Annotated in this window: 15 protein-coding genes and 2 tRNA genes; 9 read left to right on the top strand and 8 right to left on the bottom strand. The window is 42.9% G+C overall.

Annotated elements, in window-relative coordinates; translation table 11 throughout:
• Positions 1-112: 112 nt before the first annotated feature.
• From ACHUFN_RS03630 to ACHUFN_RS03615, 4 genes are all read left to right on the top strand, one after another.
• Positions 113-188, top strand: a tRNA-Lys gene (locus tag ACHUFN_RS03630).
• 284 nt (positions 189-472) lie between these two features.
• Entirely contained in the window at positions 473-1,528 is a 1,056-nt protein-coding gene (gene nadA / locus ACHUFN_RS03625; protein ID WP_394220934.1) for a quinolinate synthase NadA, read from the top strand.
• Positions 1,529-1,634: 106 nt separating this feature from the next.
• Positions 1,635-1,725: transfer RNA gene (locus ACHUFN_RS03620), tRNA-Ser, on the top strand.
• Positions 1,726-1,994: 269 nt separating this feature from the next.
• On the top strand, positions 1,995-6,212 hold the full coding sequence (locus ACHUFN_RS03615; RefSeq protein WP_394220933.1) for a hypothetical protein: 4,218 nt from the start codon (positions 1,995-1,997) through the stop codon (positions 6,210-6,212).
• Positions 6,213-6,359: 147 nt separating this feature from the next.
• On the opposite strand, the gene ACHUFN_RS03610 is transcribed toward ACHUFN_RS03615, so the two are convergent.
• Together ACHUFN_RS03610 and ACHUFN_RS03605 are read right to left on the bottom strand one after the other, a co-directional pair.
• Positions 6,360-6,794 (bottom strand): hypothetical protein, encoded by a 435-nt coding sequence (locus ACHUFN_RS03610; protein WP_394220932.1) that lies wholly within the window; start codon positions 6,792-6,794, stop codon positions 6,360-6,362.
• A 222-nt stretch (positions 6,795-7,016) separates the two neighbouring features.
• Entirely contained in the window at positions 7,017-8,054 is a 1,038-nt protein-coding gene (locus ACHUFN_RS03605; RefSeq protein ID WP_394220931.1) for a patatin-like phospholipase family protein, read from the bottom strand.
• A gap of 222 nt (positions 8,055-8,276) precedes the next feature.
• On the opposite strand from ACHUFN_RS03605, the gene ACHUFN_RS03600 reads away from it, so the two are divergent.
• The 3 genes from ACHUFN_RS03600 (at position 8,277) to ACHUFN_RS03590 (ending at position 11,105) form a co-directional block, all read left to right on the top strand.
• Complete coding sequence (locus tag ACHUFN_RS03600; protein ID WP_394220930.1) at positions 8,277-9,293, top strand: 2-dehydropantoate 2-reductase; 1,017 nt, start codon at positions 8,277-8,279, stop codon at positions 9,291-9,293.
• 190 nt (positions 9,294-9,483) lie between these two features.
• Positions 9,484-10,635, top strand: a complete 1,152-nt coding sequence (locus ACHUFN_RS03595; RefSeq protein WP_394220929.1) for a porin — start codon at positions 9,484-9,486, stop codon at positions 10,633-10,635.
• A gap of 110 nt (positions 10,636-10,745) precedes the next feature.
• Entirely contained in the window at positions 10,746-11,105 is a 360-nt protein-coding gene (locus ACHUFN_RS03590) for a VOC family protein (RefSeq protein ID WP_394220928.1), read from the top strand.
• Between the two features lie 124 nt (positions 11,106-11,229).
• Here ACHUFN_RS03590 and asd read toward each other — a convergent pair whose 3' ends face one another.
• The 5 genes from asd to ACHUFN_RS03565 all read right to left on the bottom strand — a co-directional run bounded on the left by asd (position 11,230) and on the right by ACHUFN_RS03565 (position 16,988).
• Entirely contained in the window at positions 11,230-12,354 is a 1,125-nt protein-coding gene (gene asd / locus ACHUFN_RS03585) for an aspartate-semialdehyde dehydrogenase (RefSeq protein ID WP_394220927.1), read from the bottom strand.
• Between the two features lie 281 nt (positions 12,355-12,635).
• Positions 12,636-14,228: a sensor domain-containing diguanylate cyclase gene (locus ACHUFN_RS03580; protein ID WP_394220926.1), complete on the bottom strand. Its 1,593-nt coding sequence runs from the start codon at positions 14,226-14,228 to the stop codon at positions 12,636-12,638.
• Positions 14,221-14,664, bottom strand: coding sequence for a hypothetical protein (locus ACHUFN_RS03575; protein ID WP_394220925.1), 444 nt, complete (start codon positions 14,662-14,664; stop codon positions 14,221-14,223). The genes ACHUFN_RS03580 and ACHUFN_RS03575 overlap by 8 nt, the downstream gene beginning before the upstream one ends.
• Positions 14,665-14,672: 8 nt before the next feature.
• On the bottom strand, positions 14,673-15,917 hold the full coding sequence (locus ACHUFN_RS03570; protein WP_394220924.1) for a porin: 1,245 nt from the start codon (positions 15,915-15,917) through the stop codon (positions 14,673-14,675).
• 156 nt (positions 15,918-16,073) lie between these two features.
• A complete protein-coding gene (locus ACHUFN_RS03565; protein WP_394220923.1) occupies positions 16,074-16,988 on the bottom strand; it encodes a LysR family transcriptional regulator in 915 nt (304 codons plus the stop codon).
• 226 nt (positions 16,989-17,214) lie between these two features.
• Here ACHUFN_RS03565 and ACHUFN_RS03560 point away from each other — a divergent pair, with 226 nt between their 5' ends.
• Positions 17,215-17,712, top strand: a complete 498-nt coding sequence (locus ACHUFN_RS03560; protein ID WP_394220922.1) for a M48 metallopeptidase family protein — start codon at positions 17,215-17,217, stop codon at positions 17,710-17,712.
• 132 nt (positions 17,713-17,844) lie between these two features.
• Positions 17,845-18,264 carry a CBS domain-containing protein gene (locus ACHUFN_RS03555; protein WP_394220921.1) on the top strand — a complete coding sequence of 140 codons (420 nt, stop codon included), beginning with the start codon at positions 17,845-17,847 and terminating at the stop codon, positions 18,262-18,264.
• 89 nt (positions 18,265-18,353) lie between these two features.
• Here ACHUFN_RS03555 and ACHUFN_RS03550 read toward each other — a convergent pair whose 3' ends face one another.
• Positions 18,354-21,395 carry an efflux RND transporter permease subunit gene (locus ACHUFN_RS03550; protein ID WP_394220920.1) on the bottom strand — a complete coding sequence of 1,014 codons (3,042 nt, stop codon included), beginning with the start codon at positions 21,393-21,395 and terminating at the stop codon, positions 18,354-18,356.
• Positions 21,396-21,398: the final 3 nt, after the last annotated feature.

Genomic DNA, 21,398 nt, shown 5'->3' with positions numbered 1-21,398 from the left:
GTCGTTAGCTCAGTTGGTAGAGCAGTTGACTTTTAATCAATTGGTCGCTGGTTCGAATCCAGCACGACCCACCATCATTTGAATTGCTAAACATATCTGTGTGTCACTTGATGGGTCGTTAGCTCAGTTGGTAGAGCAGTTGACTTTTAATCAATTGGTCGCTGGTTCGAATCCAGCACGACCCACCATCAAGTCTCTACTTCAAAAAGTCTTTATTTCAAAATCTGGCTCTCTCCAAAACGCTAACATCCAAACTTATAGCAAATTTCAAAATCAATACGCTGAACGCCATTTGTGTTAAAAAACGCTACGCATCTCATTTGTAGTATGATCTGGTTTACTCAACCCCGTGTAGTAGAAAAGGTAACTCAACATATCATTATTTAATTACACGAATGTTGATGTGGCAGTGTGTAATTTTTATGACATTTGGGTATAATCCGCACCCTTATCGCAACAGAGATGTAGGTTAATGTCAGTAGCATTTCGAGTGGAGCAGGTAGAGTACCCGTTCCCAGCAAAACCACAGCCATTATCAGAAGCACGTAAAGCTGAGTTAAAGGCAGAAATTAAAGCCTTACTAAAGGCCCGTAACGCTGTGCTAGTCGCGCACTATTACACCGACCATGAGATTCAAGCGCTTGCTGAAGAGACAGGCGGTTGTGTGGCCGACTCACTAGAGATGGCTAGATTTGGTAGAGATGCACAAGAGCAGACATTAATTGTAGCGGGCGTTCGTTTTATGGGCGAAACAGCAAAAATTCTTAGCCCCGAGAAAACCGTACTAATGCCAACACTAGAAGCAACGTGTTCGCTTGACATTGGTTGCCCGGTAAAAGAGTTCAGCGAGTTCTGCGACCAACACCCCGACCATACGGTTGTGGTTTACGCGAATACATCAGCTGCGGTTAAAGCGCGCGCTGACTGGGTAGTAACCTCTAGTATTGCGCTTGAAATTGTTGAGCATTTAGATAGCCAAGGCAAAAAGATAATATGGGGCCCAGATAGACATCTTGGGTCTTACATTGCCAAACAAACTGGCGCCGATATGCTGATGTGGCAGGGCGAGTGTATTGTTCACGATGAGTTCTCTGCACAGAAGCTTGCCGATATGAAGGCTCTGTATCCAAATGCAGCGGTTCTTGTTCACCCTGAATCACCTGCCAGCGTGGTTGATATGGCCGATGCAGTTGGCTCTACCAGCCAGCTTATCAAGGCATCGCAAACCATGAACAACGATACCTTTATAGTTGCCACTGACAAAGGCATCTTTTATAAGATGCAACAACTTACTCCAGAGAAGACGTTTATAGAAGCTCCAACGGGCGGTAACGGCGCTACGTGTAAAAGCTGTGCTCACTGCCCTTGGATGGCAATGAACGGCTTAGAGGCGATTAAGGCGTCTTTAACGGGCGAAAGCGACGGTCATGAAATCTTTGTGGACGATGAACTTCGCAAAGGTGCGTTAATTCCTCTTGATCGCATGCTTGATTTTTCTGCTGAACTAAAAGCAAAGGGCGGCCTATAACGCACGTTTTATAAGCACTTGCTTAATAAATTCCAGCAAGTTCTTGATTAAGCGCGCGGCTTTACCTACTATACGCGCGCTCAAGGGAAACCTTGAAACCAAATTTGGAGAGATGGCTGAGTGGCTGAAGGCGCACGCCTGGAAAGTGTGTATACGTTTATAGCGTATCGAGGGTTCGAATCCCTCTCTCTCCGCCAAACATAAAAAAACCGGCATTATGCCGGTTTTTTTATGCCTGTCGATTTGCGAAAGTTCCGCGGCTTGATTCAAGCCTAAATCGTTTGTCTCATCGCTTCAAAAAAGCCCGCTCCTCTACACGGCTTTAAAGCGTTTTCTTGATATTGCACTTAACCTCAACTATATTCATTGGTTATTATATGTACAGATGGCCTATGCCCATAACGTTTTGACGTTACTGAAGTACGATATCGTTAGGATTTAACGTTATTTAAGCAAGGATGCTTTTATGACACCTATTAAACGAAACCTCACCCGATTATTCATCTTCATACTTATCCTGCTTCTTGGCTCGACCATTTTCGGCTTCGTATATTTCTTCAAAATGGAGCACAACGAAGATACGCTTAATACGCTTTACTTTAGAGAGTTGCAGCGAATAGAGGGAGGTATTCAACGCAGCATTCAGAAAGTAAAAGCAACAAGTGACTTTTCCTTATCGGTTAAAAATAAGGAGAAATGGAGAGCGCCTTCAACCCTCGAAAAGGAACTAGAAGACCAAGCGAAATTGAACTTTGATAAACTAGCCGCGTCGGCAAGTGAACTGAGTGACATTGCTGTTCATAAACCCAAGGTTTATTATCAAAATTGCGATATAAAAATAAGCAGGTTTACACTGCGAATACCACGGTATAACACTGTAAAATTTTACAAAGAAGTATGTTTACAGAGTCACAAAATTGCACGGCTAGAACTCACAGCAAGTATTCACGATGTGTTATCTCAAAGAGTCAACCGTTTTCAAATGGTTGCGCTGGTTGAGGGACGTGGTGACGTAAAAGCAATCACTAATAACTCAGATAGACTAAGTAATGAGCCTGAGCTGTATTTTAAATCCATACTACCTAAACTCTTTTCTTCAGACGCGATAAACACAAAAAATGCGATTGTTTTAAAAGGCACTCATTTTTCTGACATTAATCTAGATCGAAACGCTTATAGAGCATTCGTTCACCCTATTATTAATAAAGGGCTTACCGAAGATAACAAAAACTACTTTTTAATTGGGCTTGTTAATAAAGAGGTTATCACCACCGAAAAGCTCAAATTACCATCGGAAGTGTTGATGTGGTTAATTCTGGCATTACTTTTTTTTATTGCCTGTACGCCATTGCTAAAACTTCGATTCATAAGCGCTACTTATGCTATTCAGCAAGGCGACAAAAGCCAAATTGTACTCGGGTTTTTGGTGGCGGTAGGAATTCTAACAATCGCTATCTCTCAGCAATTATTTCAAGGTTATCAAGTAGCGGTTAAACGCGATCAGCTTCGGGCTATCCACCAAACAATCACAAAAGATATTACTCGTGAGCTGACAAACATAACAGACGTACAGAAGACAGATTGCGCGCGCAAAAATATTGGAAAATGCGATTCACATGAATTGTGCGCTGCAACAGAAAAGAGACCCTTTCCCTATTATATAGAGCATGGATGGAATAAAAATTTTAGCGCTTTGCCTTTAGCTGAAAACAGCAGTTATATAGAGAATGCGCTTTATCTCAAAGAAAAAGGGGGAGTGGAAACGTCTGAGTTTCATGAGCCCAGATATTCATCCAACACGTTAGTACCAAAAGTTCAGCCTAACTTGGCTCATCGCCGATATTTTAAAGAAGGACTGAAGGGCAATTTTTGGACGTTCAACGAATCTGAGCTTTACATGCAGCGAATTTTTAATATAGAGGATGGGCGGCAGAACCTAATCTTTGCTTTTCCACATCGGCACGATAAGAGTCAACGAGAATCGAAAACATGTTTAGTAAAACAAGACGAGGTAAAAGCTGGTAACGATAGCGTTGTATTAGAAGTGTTGGGCGTTCGAATGACAACATTGGTAGACCGTGTGTTGCCGAAAAACTTTGGGTTTGCTGTTATCAATGAAAGCGGTGACGTTATGTTTCATAGCACCGACTCATTAAGTTTAGTGGAAAACTTTTATACCGAAATTAATCAAGACCCCTTAGCACTTGTTGCCAATACGCATAACAGCAACAGTACTGTAGAGATAAACGCCGACTATAAAGGCATACCCCATAAGATGACTGTTGGGCCGTTTACAGGTGATTCCGACACATCGACAATCCCTTGGAAGCTGGTGGTGTTTTTTAATCCTAGTGATATGCATATGAACAACATGGTTCTTGTGTTCACGGCGGTACTGTTATTCCTAGCCTTAATAATCCCCGCTTTTATGGTTTGTCGCTTCCTGTTGACGCAAAAGTTCTGGCAAGAAATTTTTTACTTTGACAAGAATCTTAACCCTAACAACTACATCGTATTCAGTGTTTTTACTATCGCATTAATAGTCTTCGTACTGTTTCAAATGGGGATTGTGCACAGCGCTGTTGCGCGGCTCACCGTGTGGGCGTTAGCGTGTTTACTGTTAGTATTCTTTATTATTAGGCTTTGGTCGTTAAATTACTCGATGTATTTTCGGTGGCACCGTCCTATTTATGCAGTGAGTGCCATTGTTATACCTCTTGTTTTTTTGTCGCTATTTATCGACTGGAGGCAAAACTACGATACTGAACCAGTTAATATTGTTAGTGCTGTTTTAGGCATTATCACACTAATAATTGGTACTTTGCTTCTGCTTGACCGTTTACTTAAAAGTACTTTTTTTGAACCGAGCCATGACTCTAAATGCTCACAAGAAAAAGACAATAAGAAGGCTTCAAAAAGTAAGGCTGTCCAGTCTACTCGCTACTCTAATGCCTATCTTGTTTTCTTAACGTCGCTTATCTACATCGCGTCGGCTGTCCCTGCATCAATCATTACCTATAGCGCCCATGAGTACTTGTTAGAGAGACAAGCAAACTTTGAAGAGGACTTTCTTAACGATGAATTAGCACGTAAAACCACAGAGCTGCAAGGTTATTTGCGCACGATAACTGACGATGAATCTATTACGCTAAAAAGTAAACTCCCAAACAATATAGATCTGCTTTTTAATTCATTTGTAGTGCTTAACCAAAAGAGCGCTTCTGAAATCCCTCAAACTGAATTGGGAAAACAGGCTTGGTTTAGAGTAAAACCAAAGCCGTTACCTTCGTCAGACAAGCTCTTCGACTTACTTTTTAGTTCCGCGTTTGAAGGTACAGATTTTATTAGCCATCTTACCTACGAAGCAAAAATTGCAATGAACGCAACAGAGAAGGCCACGAAGAATCTTCATTACCGAGGTGACCACTTTATGCTCTCTGCAATATCACCAAGCTACATGTTAATGATGCTTTTATTTCCTATAGGAATATATTTTGTGGCGAGGCAATTTATTGTGCAGCGGTTACAAGGAGAGCATTTACAAGACCAGTATAGAACAAGGAAAAAAGAGGCTGAGGATGGTTATTACGAAACCTGTTTTCTGAATTTTATAACGAGTAACTGCAAAGAAAATCCGCGTTCTAAGCTTGTTTTAAACACCACAAGACTGTCTGCAGAGACGCAGCTTAATAAGCTCAAAGAAGAAGAGGGGGTATTGTACGAACAACAAGTTTTTAGAATCATGGACTGTTTAGACAAGTTCTATTCATCATCAGAGCATGTCGAGAAATTTTATTTTTTCGAAAAACTAGATCGTTTTTTAAAAATCAAAAAAAACAAACAGGTGATTGTTGCGATTTCTGCACTTGAACAAATCAGTCTTGATAGCTCGATGAGAAAAGATGCGCTGGCGTTTCTGTATGAAATGCACGGCAATTGCAATGTTACGCTAGTTATTGTTGCTGAAACGGCTCCTCTGTATCGAATAATATGCCCCAATGCCTACCAACCAACGTCGAACCTTGTTGTTGACATAGATGAGAAAACTGGGTGGACCAAGCTTTTCTCAGAATTCGACAAGTACTATGCTTGGTCGCCTGTCTTTAAAAAACGAATTAGCAACCCGTTTGACGTTGAAGTGCTGTTAAAGCACGAGCTTAATGCATGGCCAGAATTGCGACCTTTAGAAGAGAAGTATCACGAAACGAGGCTTGAAGAGCCTGAACAGGTTATAGAATTTATATTAGTGCACGCCGGCCCAATTTATAGAAGAAAGTGGGAAGAATGCACGGTTAACGAAAAAGTCATTCTGTGGAGAATGGCTCATGGTGCCAATATAAACCCAGAAAGCTCTGCAACAATAGAGAGGCTCGTGAGAAGGTGTTATTTATATCGCGATAAGGGATGGCACTTAATTAACGAGAGTTTCAGGCAGTTCATTTTAACCGCAGAGCCCGAGTCAGTGATGAAAGAATGGCTCGACAATACCAATATAGGTTTTTGGAGTGTGCTAAGAGTCCCCGTGTTTGCACTACTATTTGTTCTTGTTGCCGTCTTTATTTACTCCAGCGGTAGCTCGTTAGACACATTTCTCGGCATCGCCACGGCCACGCTAGGGCTAATACCATTATTGATAAAGAATCTAAGTTTATTGCGAGGGGGAGCTTTCACAGACGTTGAATAGGCAGAAGGTTACCATCGGCGAAGGCCTTAAATAAAAGAACCCAGCTAACTAGCGGGGTTCTTGTCTTAAGCAAATCTATTTCGATGCTTTGCAGTGGTCATGCTATAAAGCTTAAGCTTTACATTGGCCTGCTCGCATGGCGAAAAATTACTTCGCTTTTTGTTGATAAACTTTAATTAGCGCTGGAAGCTTTTTAGCGTAAATCGCTTTTTTCGTGCCTGGGTGAAGCAGCTGGCTTACGAACGTGCGCAGAAAGCCAAGTACAAACGTCTGTACGCGGTCAGCATCAGCGTCACTTGGGTTTGCAATTAGTGTATCTGTCTCTGCTTGTACCTTGTGTACAATCGGGTCCATGGTGTCTTTACCTGCAACAAGGTCATTACCTGTTACAACGCCTTTGCCAAGAATGTCTCTAACTGCGTTATACAGGTCAGCAGAAACTGCGTTAGACTGCCCCCAGTTAGCAATGTTGTATTCTTCAGCTATTTTATCTAGCTCAGCTGTTGGATCGCTAGACTTCAACAAGCCTTCAATAAGTTTATGCGCTTCAGTTTGTTTTACGGGTGTTAATAATTCTGACATCGTTAAATTTAGTGATATTTTGGGTGAGCGCGTTATAAATTTTCTGCCAGGCATTGTCAACCCGTTTACTTCGAATTGAAGTAATATCAGATAAGCTCTGTTTCATCTGCTTTCGATGTTAGTAGTGCACGGCAGTTTTGAGTTGGGAAGTCACAAGCTTTGGCTGAATTTGTATTGCAGCGATACCAGTATTGGCTCTTTTCTGCTTTCCACAACAACCATTTAAGCAGGTTGTAGAGCGTAGCTTTCTAAATGAGTTTGCGAAACCTGGCGCTTGTGTAAGCTATGCTCACAAAGAGGTACTTCAACGTTGCTCTCTAGGTAAGCGAGCCCAGCCCGCTTACCGAGTTTGTAATCGTGACGAAGCTGTGCATCTGTACTGCCCAGTAATTTACTTTGTAGCTTGTCTGATGCAAAAATTTCAATCAACTTTACACCTTCTGGCGGGTTTTCAATGAACGCCAATTCTTTTTGGTAAGCTTGTTCATGTTGCAAAAGGTAATCGATGGTTTTTGGGCAAGTTCCCGTAGCACACATCACAGTACTTAGTTTTTGCAGCCATGGAGATTGAGCCTGAAAACCCTTATCAACAGTGCGGATAACCACAATTTTGGTAGCGCCACGCTTATAGGCTTCGGTTACAGGTAAAGGTGCGGCCAACCCGCCGTCTAAATAAAAGTCAGTATTGGCTGCCTGCCTAGTTTCAAATTCAGTAAAAAGTGGTACACCTTGTTTGTAAAGAAGGGGCAAGGCGCTCGACGCTTTAATCAATTCAACCCAGTTGTTTTGACTTTTCAAGGGGTTTAAAAAATAGGCTTGTCGGTCTCTTGAATTCGTTGCCGTAAACAGAATTTCCCTATCAGCCACATTGGCTTTTGCGGTGTTTAAATCTAGCAGGCGGTTTGCTTCTTGGGTTTTTTCAAAGTACCAGTCTAAATCGACAATATGCTTACCCATTAAACCTCGACCCATTTGAAAAAAGCGTTTGTGTCTGGTTAAGCCGCGAATAAGGCGCTTAGCATAACCTTTCTGACGGGCAACAAAGCTCGTTAGGTTTTGAGAACCGGCCGAAGTGCCAATAAGAATGTCAAATGGGTCGTGTCCAGCATCTAGCCAAGTATCAAGTACTCCCGCGGTGAAAATTCCACGTTGTCCACCACCTTCTGCAACTAACGCGAGTTTGCCTGAGTTGAGGCTGTCTGCATTACCACGTACCGGAAAAGCGGCTTTTTCTAAGAAAGCAGTTGGCTGACTAAACATGAAACCCCTCTTTTTGAACACATATAAAGTGACTACTTAGTCAAATTGTAGAGAGATCAAGCAACGTGTGAAAATTGAAAGAATGAATCATGCTGATAGGAAATATCTGATACTCAAACACTTTCTTGTTATTTAACTGTAATTTTAGTGTTTACATTTTGATCGTTTAATCGCAGTCTTACTGTTAGCTGTAGAGAAGCTAAGTATTAACTGGGAAGCAAAATGACAAAAATAGCAGTGTTGGGTGCAGGCAGTATTGGTTGTTATGTAGCAGGTTGTTTATTGGCATCTAACTTACAAATGAGAAAGCCCGGCACACTTACCCTTATAGGTCGCCAGCGTTTGCAGCAAGACATTGTGAGTAGCGGAATTATAGTAACTGACTGGCAGGGGCGACATGAATCAATTGGAGCTTCCCATGTAGCTTTTACCGTCGAAAACGACTGCTTAGCAGATGCCGATTACATTTTACTTTGCGTAAAGAGCCAAGATACTAAACAGGCGTCTTCCATCATTAAGCAGTGGGCAAAGCCAACGGCAGTGGTAGTTAGCTTTCAAAACGGCGTGAACAATGCAAATGTGCTGCGCCAACATTTATCCCAACCCATAATTGCTGGCATGGTTCCGTTTAACGTTTTTTATAAGGGAAATGGTCATTTTCATTGTGGCACAGAAGGTAACTTAGCAATTGAAGATCCTAATGGCCTTTGTCAGCCATTAACGGCTGCGCTTAACAAAGCTTCATTACCCGTGACGGTATACAACGATTTATCTGCTGTGCAATACGGCAAGCTTATTATGAACTTGAATAATGCAGTGAATGCTTTGTCTGGTATTCCGCTAAAAACGCAGCTTGGTAATAGACGTTACAGGCTGGTGATGGCAGAAGTGCTATCTGAAGCTTTAACTGTGCTTAAAGCAGAAGGGGTAACGCCGGCGAGAACGGGGAAAGTCATACCTAAACTTATGCCAACAATAATGAAGTTACCCAATGTTCTTTTTAACATTGTAGCGGCTTCAACACTCAAAATTGATCCTGAAGCGCGTTCATCAATGTATGAAGACCTAATGTTGGGAAGACGCACGGAAGTCGATTATCTTAACGGAGAAATTGTAAGGCTGGGAATAAAAAGCCACGTACCTACACCCGTTAACGACCACATTGTCGACTTAGTGAAACAATCCGAGAAGGCACAAGTTGGAAGCCCAAAACTATCCGCTGAGGCATTGCTTCCCTAATTAAAATTCGACTTATCGTGGAATATTACAGTTTTGTGACATTTTTATGTCGAATCCCTTGATTCTTATACTAAAGTATATATTCTGCGCTAAAACCATTATTAGTTTAACGACGTTGCTTACTAAAAACGCTTTTTCATACTGCTTAATTTTAATTTTTCTCATCTTGTCGCTTCTATCTACGAGAGGTGTGGCGTCAGATATTGAGAACATCCTTGATGCTGAAGCGTTTACTTTTTCTCACAAAGGCAAAGGCGTTGAGTTTCAAAGTGCTAACGACGCGTTTACCCTTCGCGCACATGGTCGAATACAATTTCGTTATTCCAACCCTGGTGCGGGTCAACCTACCGAGCTTGCCGACTTTTCCAAAAACGCTGGAAATCTTTTTGGAGTGAGAAGGGCGCGGGTTAAGTTAGACGGCCACATTGGAGCGCGGTGGATCAAATATGGCGTTGAATACGATGCAGTTAATCAACGTACGCTCACAGCTGCGTTAACGCTTGAAAAATACAAAGCGTTTAGGTTTAAGCTTGGCCAATGGAAGGTAGAGTATTCAAGAGAACGAAGCGTAAGTAGCGGCGGACAACAACTTTTAGACCGTTCAATTATCAATAGAATATTTACGCTAGACCGACAAATGGGGGCGTCAATTTACGGTAACATTGATAATGGAGGTGCTGCCAATATTAATTACTGGGTGGGCGTGTTTAACGGTTCCGGGCGTGGTGATTACAGTAATCACGATGGCGAGGCCATGTACACAAGCCGTTTGCAGTGGAATTTTTTAGGTGAAAAGGTAGGGTTCGACAACAGTGATATTCAGCGCTCTTTAACGCCGAAAGCGTCAATTGCCATTGCAGCGGCTAAATTTAAAAGTCAGTTTACTCGTTTTTCTTCATCTGGGGCCGGAAACTTAACCAATTTTGACGAAGGTGAAGTAGAAGGGCAGTACGATATTCAACAATTTGTCATTGATGGTGCGTACTTCTACAAAGGTTTTAATGCGCAAGCCGAATACCATGAAAAAGAAATTGTAAATACGCGCGTTGAGAATACCGAAACTACGCTTCGTGGATATTATGCACAAGCAGGTTACTTTTTAAGTGAATCGATTAGCTGGTGGCCTGAGCCGCTGGAAGTGGCGGTTCGGTATGCCACGTACTATCCAAACACAAGCGAAAAAGATGACAACTTCTATGAAAAGACGTTGGCGTTTAATTATTTCTTCAACGGCCATGACAACAAAATAACCGCAGAGATAAGTAAAGTTCATCTTGAGCAATTTGGTATTGAAGTAGCAGACAGTATTATTTATTCACTGCAATGGGACGTAAGCTTCTGACTCCAGTGGCATCAAAACATTTTCAACGACAAACGCTGAATAGTTCAGTCTATTAGTTAAATTTTAATGTTAGTATATTGTTAATTTTTTGACTAAAGGACTTCACTCACATGCAAGAAAGCACAAAACTAAATTATGTTGAATTTGCCTCTTTAGATGTATCTCGTTCAAAAACATTTTTTGAAAACGCGTTCAACTGGCGTTTCACCGACTACGGTAGTGAATACAGCGCGTTTAGCAACGCAGGTCTCGATGGAGGAATTTTTGAATCTGAGCGTGTCTCACAAGCTGAAAGTGGTGCTCCTTTACTTGTGCTCTACGCCAATAACATTACCGACGCGCAACGCCGTATTGAAAAGGCGGGGGGAACGATTAGTAAGCCACTCTTTGATTTTCCGGGAGGTTGCCGCTTTCACTTTATAGAACCCGGCGGCAATGAACTTGCTGTTTGGTCTGAATCGGCAAAATAACATTAACGAAGTAGCAAAGCCCTAAGTCGTTTTCTTATTTGATCTGTAAATCAGCGCACATAAAAAACGCCTTGAATGTACTTACATACCAAGGCGTTTTAACAATGTCTTAAGTGTTTAACGATTAATTTTGCTCAAGCACAATACGCAACATTCTGCGCAGCGGCTCTGCAGCACCCCATAAAAGCTGATCGCCCACAGTAAACGCAGAAATATATTCTGGCCCCATGGTGAGTTTGCGAATACGGCCAACAGGAATAGAAAGTGTGCCTGTAACCTTAGCAGGCGTTAGCTCCTGCATGGTTGCATCACGGTCATTAGGAATAACTTTTACCCAGTCGTTGTGGCTAGCAAGAATCTCTTCAATTTCGCTTAACGGTAAGTCTTTTTTAAGCTTAAGCGTTACAGCTTGGCTATGGCAGCGCATAGCGCCTACGCGCACACAGATACCATCGATAGGCACTTCACCGCCTTTAGTGCCAAGAATTTTATTGGCTTCAGCTTGCGCCTTCCATTCTTCGCGGCTTTGGCCTGAAGGTAGTTGCGAGTCGATATACGGAATCAAGCTACCCGCAAGCGGTACACCAAACTGCTCACTGGGGTAATCGCTGCTTCGAATAAACTCAGATACTTGCTGATCAATTTCTAAAATAGCCGTTGCTGGGTCTTCTACCTTATCTTTCACATTGTCGTGAATTGCACCCATTTGGGTGATTAGTTCACGCATGTGCTGAGCGCCAGAACCTGAAGCGGCTTGATAAGTCATAGGCGAGGCCCACTCAACTAGGCCTTTTTCGAAAAGACCACCTAAAGCAAGAAGCATAAGCGAAACCGTACAGTTTCCGCCGACAAACGTGCGAACACCTTTTTCGATACCGCTATCAATTTCTTTGCGATTGACAGGGTCTAGAATGATCACTGCATCATCTTTCATGCGAAGTGCTGATGCAGCGTCAATCCAGTAACCGTTCCAGCCAGTAGCTCTCAGGTCACTGTATACCGCTTTGGTGTAGTCACCGCCTTGGCATGTAATAATAATATCTTGTTTTGAAAGCGCCTCGATGTCATGCGCGTCTTCTAAAACACCTGAATCTTTTCCAGCAAAATCTGGTGCAGCACTGCCTTTTTGCGAGGTAGTGAAAAAGGTGGCCTCAATGTGCGCAAAGTCTTTTTCTTCTCGCATGCGCTGCATTAATACTGAGCCAACCATACCGCGCCAGCCCACTAAACCTACTTTTTGATGTGACATTAAATAGAGAACCCTTGTTGCTAAAATGAAAAGTACTTTATCGTCTGTGTTTATAAGCGTTTAATACACGCAACTACAGTATTTGTTGAATGTTACCTGCAAACAAACGATGTCGAACGAAGCGTTTAAACACGCCCGCGTAATACCTGTCGTTTTTATTTTTATTCTTGCAGTCTAAGTGTAATTTATCGTGCTGGCTACAAGGTTCTTAGAAATAATCTATCGCCGTTATAAGTGTTTTGCGTCTAGCACTTTTTACTGCAATTTGAAGATGAAAAAGGCTAAATACCGCCCCGCGTTTCTGGCTCGGCGAAAATAAGGTAGTTGTCAGGTGCGGCTATCTTGTTTTGCTTTGCTTTATACATGGCAATATCAGCCAACTTTATAAGAGCGTGCAAGTTGCTGCTAGTCTGCGGGTAAAACGAAACGCCAACGCTCATGGAAACCACCGTCGGCGTGGTATCTCCATTGAAATAGAATGGCTGTTTTACCGCGTTATTTACTTTTTCTATGACGTTTTGAACAGATTCTTCGTCGTCAGCTTGAAGCAGAAGCACAAACTCATCGCCGCCCCAGCGTACAGCAACATCGTTTTTTCGAATGTTTTCGTTTAATTGCTCAGCAACGAAAATAAGTACTTCATCACCAGCATCGTGGCCAAAAATATCATTCACTGCTTTAAAGCCGTTTAGGTCAATTAATGCTAATGCAAAATGGTGATCTTTGCTCATGAGTTTAGCAATGAGCTTTTCGCCACCGTTTCGATTGTAAATACCAGTAAGCGCGTCAAAGTCTGCCTGTAAAGCCAGTTTTTGTAGCTCTTGTTTCCGGCTTGATATGTCATTTAGCGTAAGTTGGTAGTACCGTTCACCATCATCAGTTAATAAAGGGCTTGCGATTAATTGAACCCACGTTACAGAGTCATTCAGGGATTTGAGTTTATACTCTCCGGTGGCAAACTCGTTACGAGCAAAGGCTTCTGATAGCGCCAATTTCATTGATGAGGCGTTTTCAAATAACTCTTCAAGAAGCTCACCGTAGCCCTGTTTAACTTCTAAACCGACCTTCTTAACGAGTTCGTTAAATGCATTGTTTCTTAGTTCAATGATGCCGTTTTCGGTCATTAAAACCGTTGCCGACTTGGCATTCTCAAACAGCATTCTGAAACGCTTCTCTAAGAACTCAATTTCTTCTCGTAATTGTCGTTCACGAGTGAACTGCTCCTCGACCTTGTTTAACAATTCATTGGTATCGTCAACCAACTCACCGATTTCGCTTTGGCTATGGTATTCCGGAACAGCAATACGTTGTTTTGTGCCTGGTGTAATTCCGTGTAGAGAGCGCCCTACGCGCAACATGGGGGAAATAATGATGTAGTAGGTAATTGCCAGAGCAACAATACTTACAACCAAGGCTTCAGCGTATAGTGAATAGCTGTTTCCGATACTGATATTTTCAGCTTGCTCAATGATGTGATCAAAGTTTGGGTAGACATTGACCTCACCAAGGGGGTCTTCAGGTATAAATGGATGGCGAACTACGAATACTCGGGGCTTGGTTTCTTTATTTATGGCTTGGGTGACATTGTACTGGTAATACAATGCATCGCTTTTAATTGATGCGGCAAGAATTTTGTCGCTTTTAACCAATCCGTTTATAGCTTCTTTTGCTAACTCTTCATCTTCCAAATACGCAGAGATAGACGCCGTCGAGGCTACGGTTTCATAAAGCTCTTTTATGTCGTTGTTAGCTTCGATTAATTCGTTCTCAAATGTATTGCGATAGAAAAATTCTGCTGTGGTTAACACCACCAACATTGCCGCAAGCACCAAGAAAAGCGCAAAACGAAAGCCCAATCCATGTACATTAATCAAACCGATACACTACCTTCATGTTATTCGTAACGAACGACTCATATATATAGGCTAAAGCCGACTCATCCCTCTCTAGGCGATGCTTAACATCATCTAGTGTTTGTTCAGTAGCAGGTGGCTTTGCGCGGCCAGAGAACTTTAGTCTAGACCAATAGGCATTTACCCGCGCAAGCGGCAATCCAACTAACGCTTCATAAAACTGCGCTTTTAGCTTGGCATCAGCCTCAACATCGATAGGCGTTGCTTCCTTGCCATTGGGAAAAGCAGCGTATTTGCCCATAAAAATGTCAATTACCCCTTTCTTATCTAATGCTTGCACGTCACTTTTTAAACTGGTCACTACGACAATCTTTTCTTGCGTAGATGCTACGCTGGGTAAGCTATGAAATACGAACAGCGCAATTATGACTAGGGAAAGAGGTTTTAAAAACGTCATATCTCCCCCTAGAAGCTAAAATTCAACGCAAGGAGTAAAGTATGTACAACGCCTTCTTCACCATTAACGACTAGCCCATCTCGCGCCCTAAGCCCACTGCCTCTAGCTTCTATATCCGTGCGTTCAATTTGCGCTTTTAATGCAAGGTTCTCTTGTAAGTCCCAGCGCCAACCCACAGAAAAAGTGTGTTGACGGTGTGCCAACGAATTTGCTGCTTCCTCTACCAAAGTCGCCAATTGCGCTGTATTTGCGCTTAACGGAAAGTCAGGTTGTTCTTGCATTAGAAAGTAGGAGTCTGTGTCTGCAAATGAATACAAACCATAGAAAGTGTGAGCGCCAAATAGGTAACTGAGGTTAACGAAGCCGTTATAAGAATGTCTGAGAGCAATTGAGCTTGAGTCGATATGGGAAAACTCGCCTGAAAGCTCCCATTTTCCAAAATGGCGATTAGCATACAAAGACGTATAGTGAATCGATGCGCCACTAAAACTCAGTGAATCAGCAAAAGCCGTTGCGCCACTCCAAAGCGGTTGTAACTGCGCCACTGCCCCCACAATTAACGCAGAGTCTGCATTGTCATTTTTAGCCTCAGTAAGAGTATGCTTTAACGCAATACTCCAATCAAAAGCAACAAATTCAATGCCAAGAGAGCGTATATTGTTGAATTTTATAGGGCTGTAATCATTACTGGTAAAATCGCTTTCTCCTTCACCCCAAAACGCTTTTAGCTGTACATTAAAGTTGCGATAAGGCTTGAGAAAACTAATATCTGCGCCATCAAAGCTTCTTGCCGGAACGATTCCATAGACTTCCGTTGGAACTTTTACCCAAGGGTAGGCAATCGCCACATCTCGAGTATCACTGAAGTGGAAAATGTCGGCCGCCAGCCTTCCTGCTCTAACATGCCACGAAGGCGTTATCTCGTATCTAAGAAAAGCCATTTGAGTAATGGTGTCGATAGTTTGTCTATCTTGGTCCCGATAAACAAATTGCCCTACGAAGTCGAGATCGCTTGAAAAGTTAAAATTAAGCTGCACGCCTAACGCGCTTAAGGGTTTAAACGCAAAACCATCTTTTTTGGCAGACTCTGCCTGAGAGCGGTCGTGGCGAAATTCATAATTACTTGAATCAGAGGAAGCCGTAGCAAGAGCACCAAAGCCACTAAAAGTTAAGCTTTCCTCTTCTGACAGTGCATTACTAGTTGTTAGTACACCTATCAATACTGCGATGATAGAAAGCGGCTTTTTTATCATCTACTCGTGTCCAAATAAAATTTATTAAACTTAAAAAAACAAAATTTTAAGGATATTAGGTACTACAAGCATAGTTAAAAATTTAAAAAGCGAGTGAAAAGCCAATTACTTTTTTTCGATGGAGCAAGCGCTAAGAAATCCGTTGTGAGTTAATACTCAAACTACAAGTCCACTTAACCTTGTGTTCCAGTAGGGTGTGCCGCTGAAACGTTCGGCTAAAAAATCAATAAAAGCACGCACTTTGGGCGCTAATAAACGATTACTAGGGTAAACAGCCCACAGTGCGCATTCCGCCGCTAATGGGAATTCCTTTAGTATTTGTACCAATTCGCCACGCTCTAGGTGTCGATAACTACACCAAGTTGCAGTAAGTGTTATTCCGCAACCTTCAATGCAAGCGTCACGCACAGCCTCGCCATTGTCCATTCGCAAAAAATGAGGCGTTTTCATTGAAGATATACCGTGGGAGGTTTTGAAATCCCAAACTTCTAACCCTGTTAGGCTTACAATTTTGTGTTTTTTCAGGTCAGCGGGTGTTTCTGGCTCGCCATACTTTTCAATATAATGTTTCGATGCAACTATAATGCGCTTATCGTCAGCAAGCTTTTTCGCGTGTAGATTAGAATCTTTGAGTTCGGCATCGCGAATGGCGACATCGAAGCCACCTTCAACCACATCCAAAATACTGTCGCTGAACCGAAAGTCTATAGTGAGTTTTGGGTATTTTTCTAGAAATTCTTTAATGGCCGGAACTAAATGCATGCGACCAAACGACGCTGGCGCAGTAACTCGCAATGTGCCCTGAGGTGTTTGCGCACCACTCCCTACGGCAGCCTGAGCAGTTTCTACACTGTCTAGTACTTCTAGAGCATGAGGTAAGAAAAGCTTGCCATCGTCAGTTAACGACACTTTTCTGGTTGTGCGATGAATAAGGCGAACACCTAAAGTTTCTTCCAGTTTTCCAATGTGGGCACTGGCCACGGCTGGCGAAATATTAAGTTCTCTGCCCGCTAAGCTTATATTTGACGTATTTGCAACGCGTACAAAAAGTTTAAGATGTTCTATATTCATCGTAATTGTCAATAAAACCTAAATAACGCTTACTTTTATAGCGTAATTATCATCTTTATATCTAGTTTTATCCCACATTTATTACGCTCGCAATAGGCTTCAAACCAACTAAACCATAAAGGTATCGGTTATAAACAAAAGCGAAAATGCACGCTAAAGGTACGCACACTCGCTGCCTACTGTTACTTTTTTGCTTTATAATTCCTCCTGCAAAGGAGAGAAAAACGTGAATGAATATGCTCGGTATTTTAATGGCTACCCTTCAACTATTGTGGAGCAAGCACTTCAACTCATTTCAAACAATCAGTTAAAACCCTACCTACTGAAAAAATACCCCCATGCCCATGACATTACGACTGACAAGTTGCTTTATGAATACGCGACCGATTTAAAAAAACGGTTTTTAAAAAATGCCCCGCCTTTTGGACGCGCCGCCTTCAAAAAACAAGGGGATATGATAACTAACGCGCTAGGTACACATACTTACCGTATGCAGGGTAAAACGCGTAAACACGATTTGGCGATTAATAACGACTTACTGTATGCACCAGAGCCTTTACTAAAAGCGCTGGTGGTGCATGAATTGGCTCACTTTAAAGAAAAAGATCACAACAAAGCGTTTTACAAGCTTTGCTGTTACATGGAGCCTGATTACCATCAGCTAGAGCTAGACTTGCGACTATTCTGTGTGGCTGTTGCCTTGCGGCAGAACCCGTACGGGTAATGTTTTTCCACTAAAAGGAGGGCGCAATATGTTAAGTCCAAAGGAAAAGCATACTATTTTCGTGCGCTATCTATAATTGAGCTAACGAATTAGCGCCAAAAGCTAGGATTGAACTAAAAAGGAGGGGCAGCATTGAGCATTGCACATATTATGTCTAAGCGAGTAGTAAGTGTACACATGGACGATAGCTTGCAGTCGTTAAGAGAGCTGTTTGCCGCCACAGGCTTTCATCATTTAGTGGTGGTGCACGACAATAAACTACAGGGCATTATTTCAGATAGAGATTTGATGAAGGCGGTAAGCCCATTTGTTGATACATTGAGCGAGCGGTCTATTGACCGTGCAACGCTTGATAAGCGCGCGCATCAGATTATGACGCGTGAAGTAATTACGCTAACAGCAGCAGATACTGTTTTCGCCGCTATTGAGCTTTTTAACAAGCACAAAATATCCTGTATTCCCATCATTGATAAAAATAAGCACCCCGTTGGAATGGTATCGTGGCGAGATGTGATGAAGTTTATGCAAAGTAGGGTAGAGGCAAAGCGCTAAGTATAGGTCAGTAAAACTGTTAACTGACAATAGCCTCTCTACCTTGGGCTTAGCGCTTTTTCGGTAAAGAGGCCAAGTTTGTTAAAGCGTTAGCTGTTGCGATAGCTTACTTTAAACAGCAAGCTGTAAAGCACAGGCACGGCAATAAGGGTCAGTACCGTCGCAAAGGCTAAGCCGCCCATTATGGTTACTGCCATATCGGCAAAGAAGGCGTCGAATAAAAGCGGGGCCATACCCAAAATAGTTGTCACCGCAGCCAATGAAACCGGGCGAACGCGGCTGATGGTGGCTTCTACAATAGCGTGTCGAATGGCTAAGCCTTCCTCTATTTGAAGGTCAATTTCTTCAATAAGCACAATGGCATTTTTAATAAGCATACCGAATAAGCTTAAAAAGCCCAATAGCGACATAAAGCCAAACGGCATATCGGTAACGAGCAAGCCAGTAACCACACCAACAATAGCCATAGGTACTACAAGCCAAATAATAAGCGGTTGTCGCGCATGACCAAACAGTAATACCGATATAATAAACATTACCAAAAAGCCAGCGGGCAGGCCTGCACCAAGGGCTTTTTGCGCATCGCTAGAGCTTTCAAACTCGCCGCCCCATTCCAATGAATAGCCAGCGGGCAATTCAATGTCTTCGATAACAGGGCGAATACGGGCAAGCGCTTTAGCGGCCGTTTCATCGTCGCCTGGTTCAGCTTCTACCGTTATAGTGCGCACGCGGTCGCGTCGGTGAATGCGCATCTCTTCGGTCATCAACTCTAAACCTTGCGAGACCTGTGTGAAGGGCACATATTGGCGCTGTTGTGTAGACCAAACTTGCGATGCGCGAATGGACTGTAGTTCAGTGTTTTCAGCCTTACTCATCTTTGCAATTATGTTGTAGGCATAGTCGCCGTCTTGCACTGTGCCTAATCGAACGCCACTGCTTGCATACTGAATAGTTTGGCTGAAGTCATTATGTGATACGCCAGCAATACCCGCGTTGTAATTGTCGAACTGAGTATTAATGGCAAAGCCTTTCTCGCGCCAATTATGACGTACATCTTTTACTTGTCCGTCGGCGAAAAATCGCGCCTTTGCTTCATCTGCTAGCTTGCGAAGCACTTCAGTGTCAGGGCCAGAAAAACGGGCTTCAAGTTTAGCGCCAGAACCCGGGCCAAACTGCATGCGTTCCATATAAAAGCTTGCGTCAAAATCTAGGTCGCCGAGTTTATTTGCAAGGGCACTTTGAATGGCTGGTATATTTTTAAGCTCGTTGGCACGAACCATGAAAAAAGCGTAGTTTTCGTTGGCACTTTTGGGCGCATAGGTAAGGGTAAAACGATCTGCACCTTGCCCAATAAAGGTGGTGACTGCGGTAACGTTTTCCATTTCTAAAATACGTGCTTCGGTTTCTTTGGCGATAACTTCAGTGGCGCGAATGTCTCTGTCTTGCGGGCCCCAATAGTGCACAAAAAATAACGGCGCATTTGATGGAGGGAAAAAGCCTTGCTTAACCATGCCAAAGCTTCCATAGGCCACAATAGTAATAACAAACAATGCGCCAATAGTTACCCAACGAAGTTTGAGTGCGCCAAGCAATGCGCCTTTAAACCAGCGCTGTGAGGCAGACAATTCATTGCTGGTGGTTTGGCCTATACCTTTGCGGTAAAAGTACGCCCCAAGCACGGGCACTAACGTGACAGCCAACACCCAACTTATCATAAGTGATACCAAAACAACGGCAAATAACGAATACAAGAATTCGCCTGTGGCATCGTTAGAAAGCCCAATGCCTGAAAACGCCGCAATGCCGATAACGGTTGCACCGAGCAGAGGCCACTGCGTTCGTTTAACAATAAAGCTGGCAGATTCCTTCGCCGTAGAGCCACTTGCCATGCGAAGCATCATACCTTCAGCAACTACAATGGCGTTGTCTACTAGCATACCCATTGCGATAACCATAGCACCTAGTGATATACGCTGAAGCTGAATATCCATCAGCCACATAATAAGAATAGTACCCAGTACGGTGACTAGCAACACGGCGCCAACCACCACGCCTGAACGCCACCCCATAAATAAACACAAGGTTAGGGTTACCACTGCGACAGACATCACAAGGTTATTTATGAAACCCGTTACAGACTCGTCAACTACCGAGGCTTGGTCGTAAATAGGCGTTAGCGTAATACCTACGGGAAGCTCTTGAAGCAGTTTTTCTACCTTAGCATTTACGCGCTCGCCTACATCAACAATGTTTACGTCGGTCAGTGCGGATACAGAAAGGGTAAGTGCATCTTCCCCGTTGTATCGCACGTGAACGGGCTGAATATCAGCTGGTTCAAGTTTTAAGGTTGCAATATCTGCAACGCGTAACGAGCGATTAGTGCCGGGCACAACGACTGAAAGGTTTGATATTTCTTCTAGTCTGTCGGGGGCGCGCTCCACAATCAAACGCACATTTTTTTCATCAACCTTAATTCGGCCGCCATTAAAAGGGCGTAAGTTGTCTTCAAATAGGGCCGCCAGATCAGGGAACGAAATGCCTAAACCAGCTAATTGATAAGGGTTAATATAAGCAACAATTTGCTCTTTCTGTACGCCAGTGACATTTACCTTGGCCACGCCTTCTGTGGTTAGCAGGTCGCGGCGAATAATACGCGCAAACTCTCGAAGCTCGCGGGTATCAAAATCTGGAGCGCTTAGCGCGTAATAAAGGCCGTATACATCACCAAAGTCGTCAAAAACAAGAGGGTCATGCGCCCCCGTAGGCAATGAACTTGCTGTATCTCGCAATCGCTTACGCAGTTCATCCCAAATTTGTGGTAGCAAATTACTGTCGTAAGTACTTTTTACTTCTACAGTAATTTCAGATAACCCAGGCGATGAAATTGACGTAACTTCTTTTAATTGCGGCATTTGTTGAATGGCAATTTCTAAGCGTTCGGTTACTTCACGTTCTACTTTTTCTGCACTTGCACCAGGGTAGTTGGTGTATACCTTTACTTGCTTAATAGTAAAGGCGGGGTCTTCTAAACGGCCAATTTTGCTCATAGCCAAAATACCACCTAGAAGCAGTATTACCACCATCAACCAAACATTAACGGGCTTATCAATTGAATAGCGTGCGATATCCATACG

The organism is Alteromonas gracilis, assembly GCF_043642145.1.
Classification (GTDB): domain Bacteria; phylum Pseudomonadota; class Gammaproteobacteria; order Enterobacterales; family Alteromonadaceae; genus Alteromonas; species Alteromonas gracilis_B.
Note: the sequence above shows the minus strand (reverse complement) of the source record. Positions and strands in the feature narration are given on the sequence as shown.

Coding starts and splice junctions, on each gene's coding strand:
- nadA (WP_394220934.1), top strand. CDS start 473: ATGTCAGTAGCATTTCGAGTGGAGCAGGTAGAGTACCCGTTCCCAGCA.
- ACHUFN_RS03615 (WP_394220933.1), top strand. CDS start 1,995: ATGACACCTATTAAACGAAACCTCACCCGATTATTCATCTTCATACTT.
- ACHUFN_RS03610 (WP_394220932.1), bottom strand. CDS start 6,794: ATGTCAGAATTATTAACACCCGTAAAACAAACTGAAGCGCATAAACTT.
- ACHUFN_RS03605 (WP_394220931.1), bottom strand. CDS start 8,054: ATGTTTAGTCAGCCAACTGCTTTCTTAGAAAAAGCCGCTTTTCCGGTA.
- ACHUFN_RS03600 (WP_394220930.1), top strand. CDS start 8,277: ATGACAAAAATAGCAGTGTTGGGTGCAGGCAGTATTGGTTGTTATGTA.
- ACHUFN_RS03590 (WP_394220928.1), top strand. CDS start 10,746: ATGCAAGAAAGCACAAAACTAAATTATGTTGAATTTGCCTCTTTAGAT.
- asd (WP_394220927.1), bottom strand. CDS start 12,354: ATGTCACATCAAAAAGTAGGTTTAGTGGGCTGGCGCGGTATGGTTGGC.
- ACHUFN_RS03575 (WP_394220925.1), bottom strand. CDS start 14,664: ATGACGTTTTTAAAACCTCTTTCCCTAGTCATAATTGCGCTGTTCGTA.
- ACHUFN_RS03570 (WP_394220924.1), bottom strand. CDS start 15,917: ATGATAAAAAAGCCGCTTTCTATCATCGCAGTATTGATAGGTGTACTA.
- ACHUFN_RS03565 (WP_394220923.1), bottom strand. CDS start 16,988: ATGAATATAGAACATCTTAAACTTTTTGTACGCGTTGCAAATACGTCA.
- ACHUFN_RS03550 (WP_394220920.1), bottom strand. CDS start 21,395: ATGGATATCGCACGCTATTCAATTGATAAGCCCGTTAATGTTTGGTTG.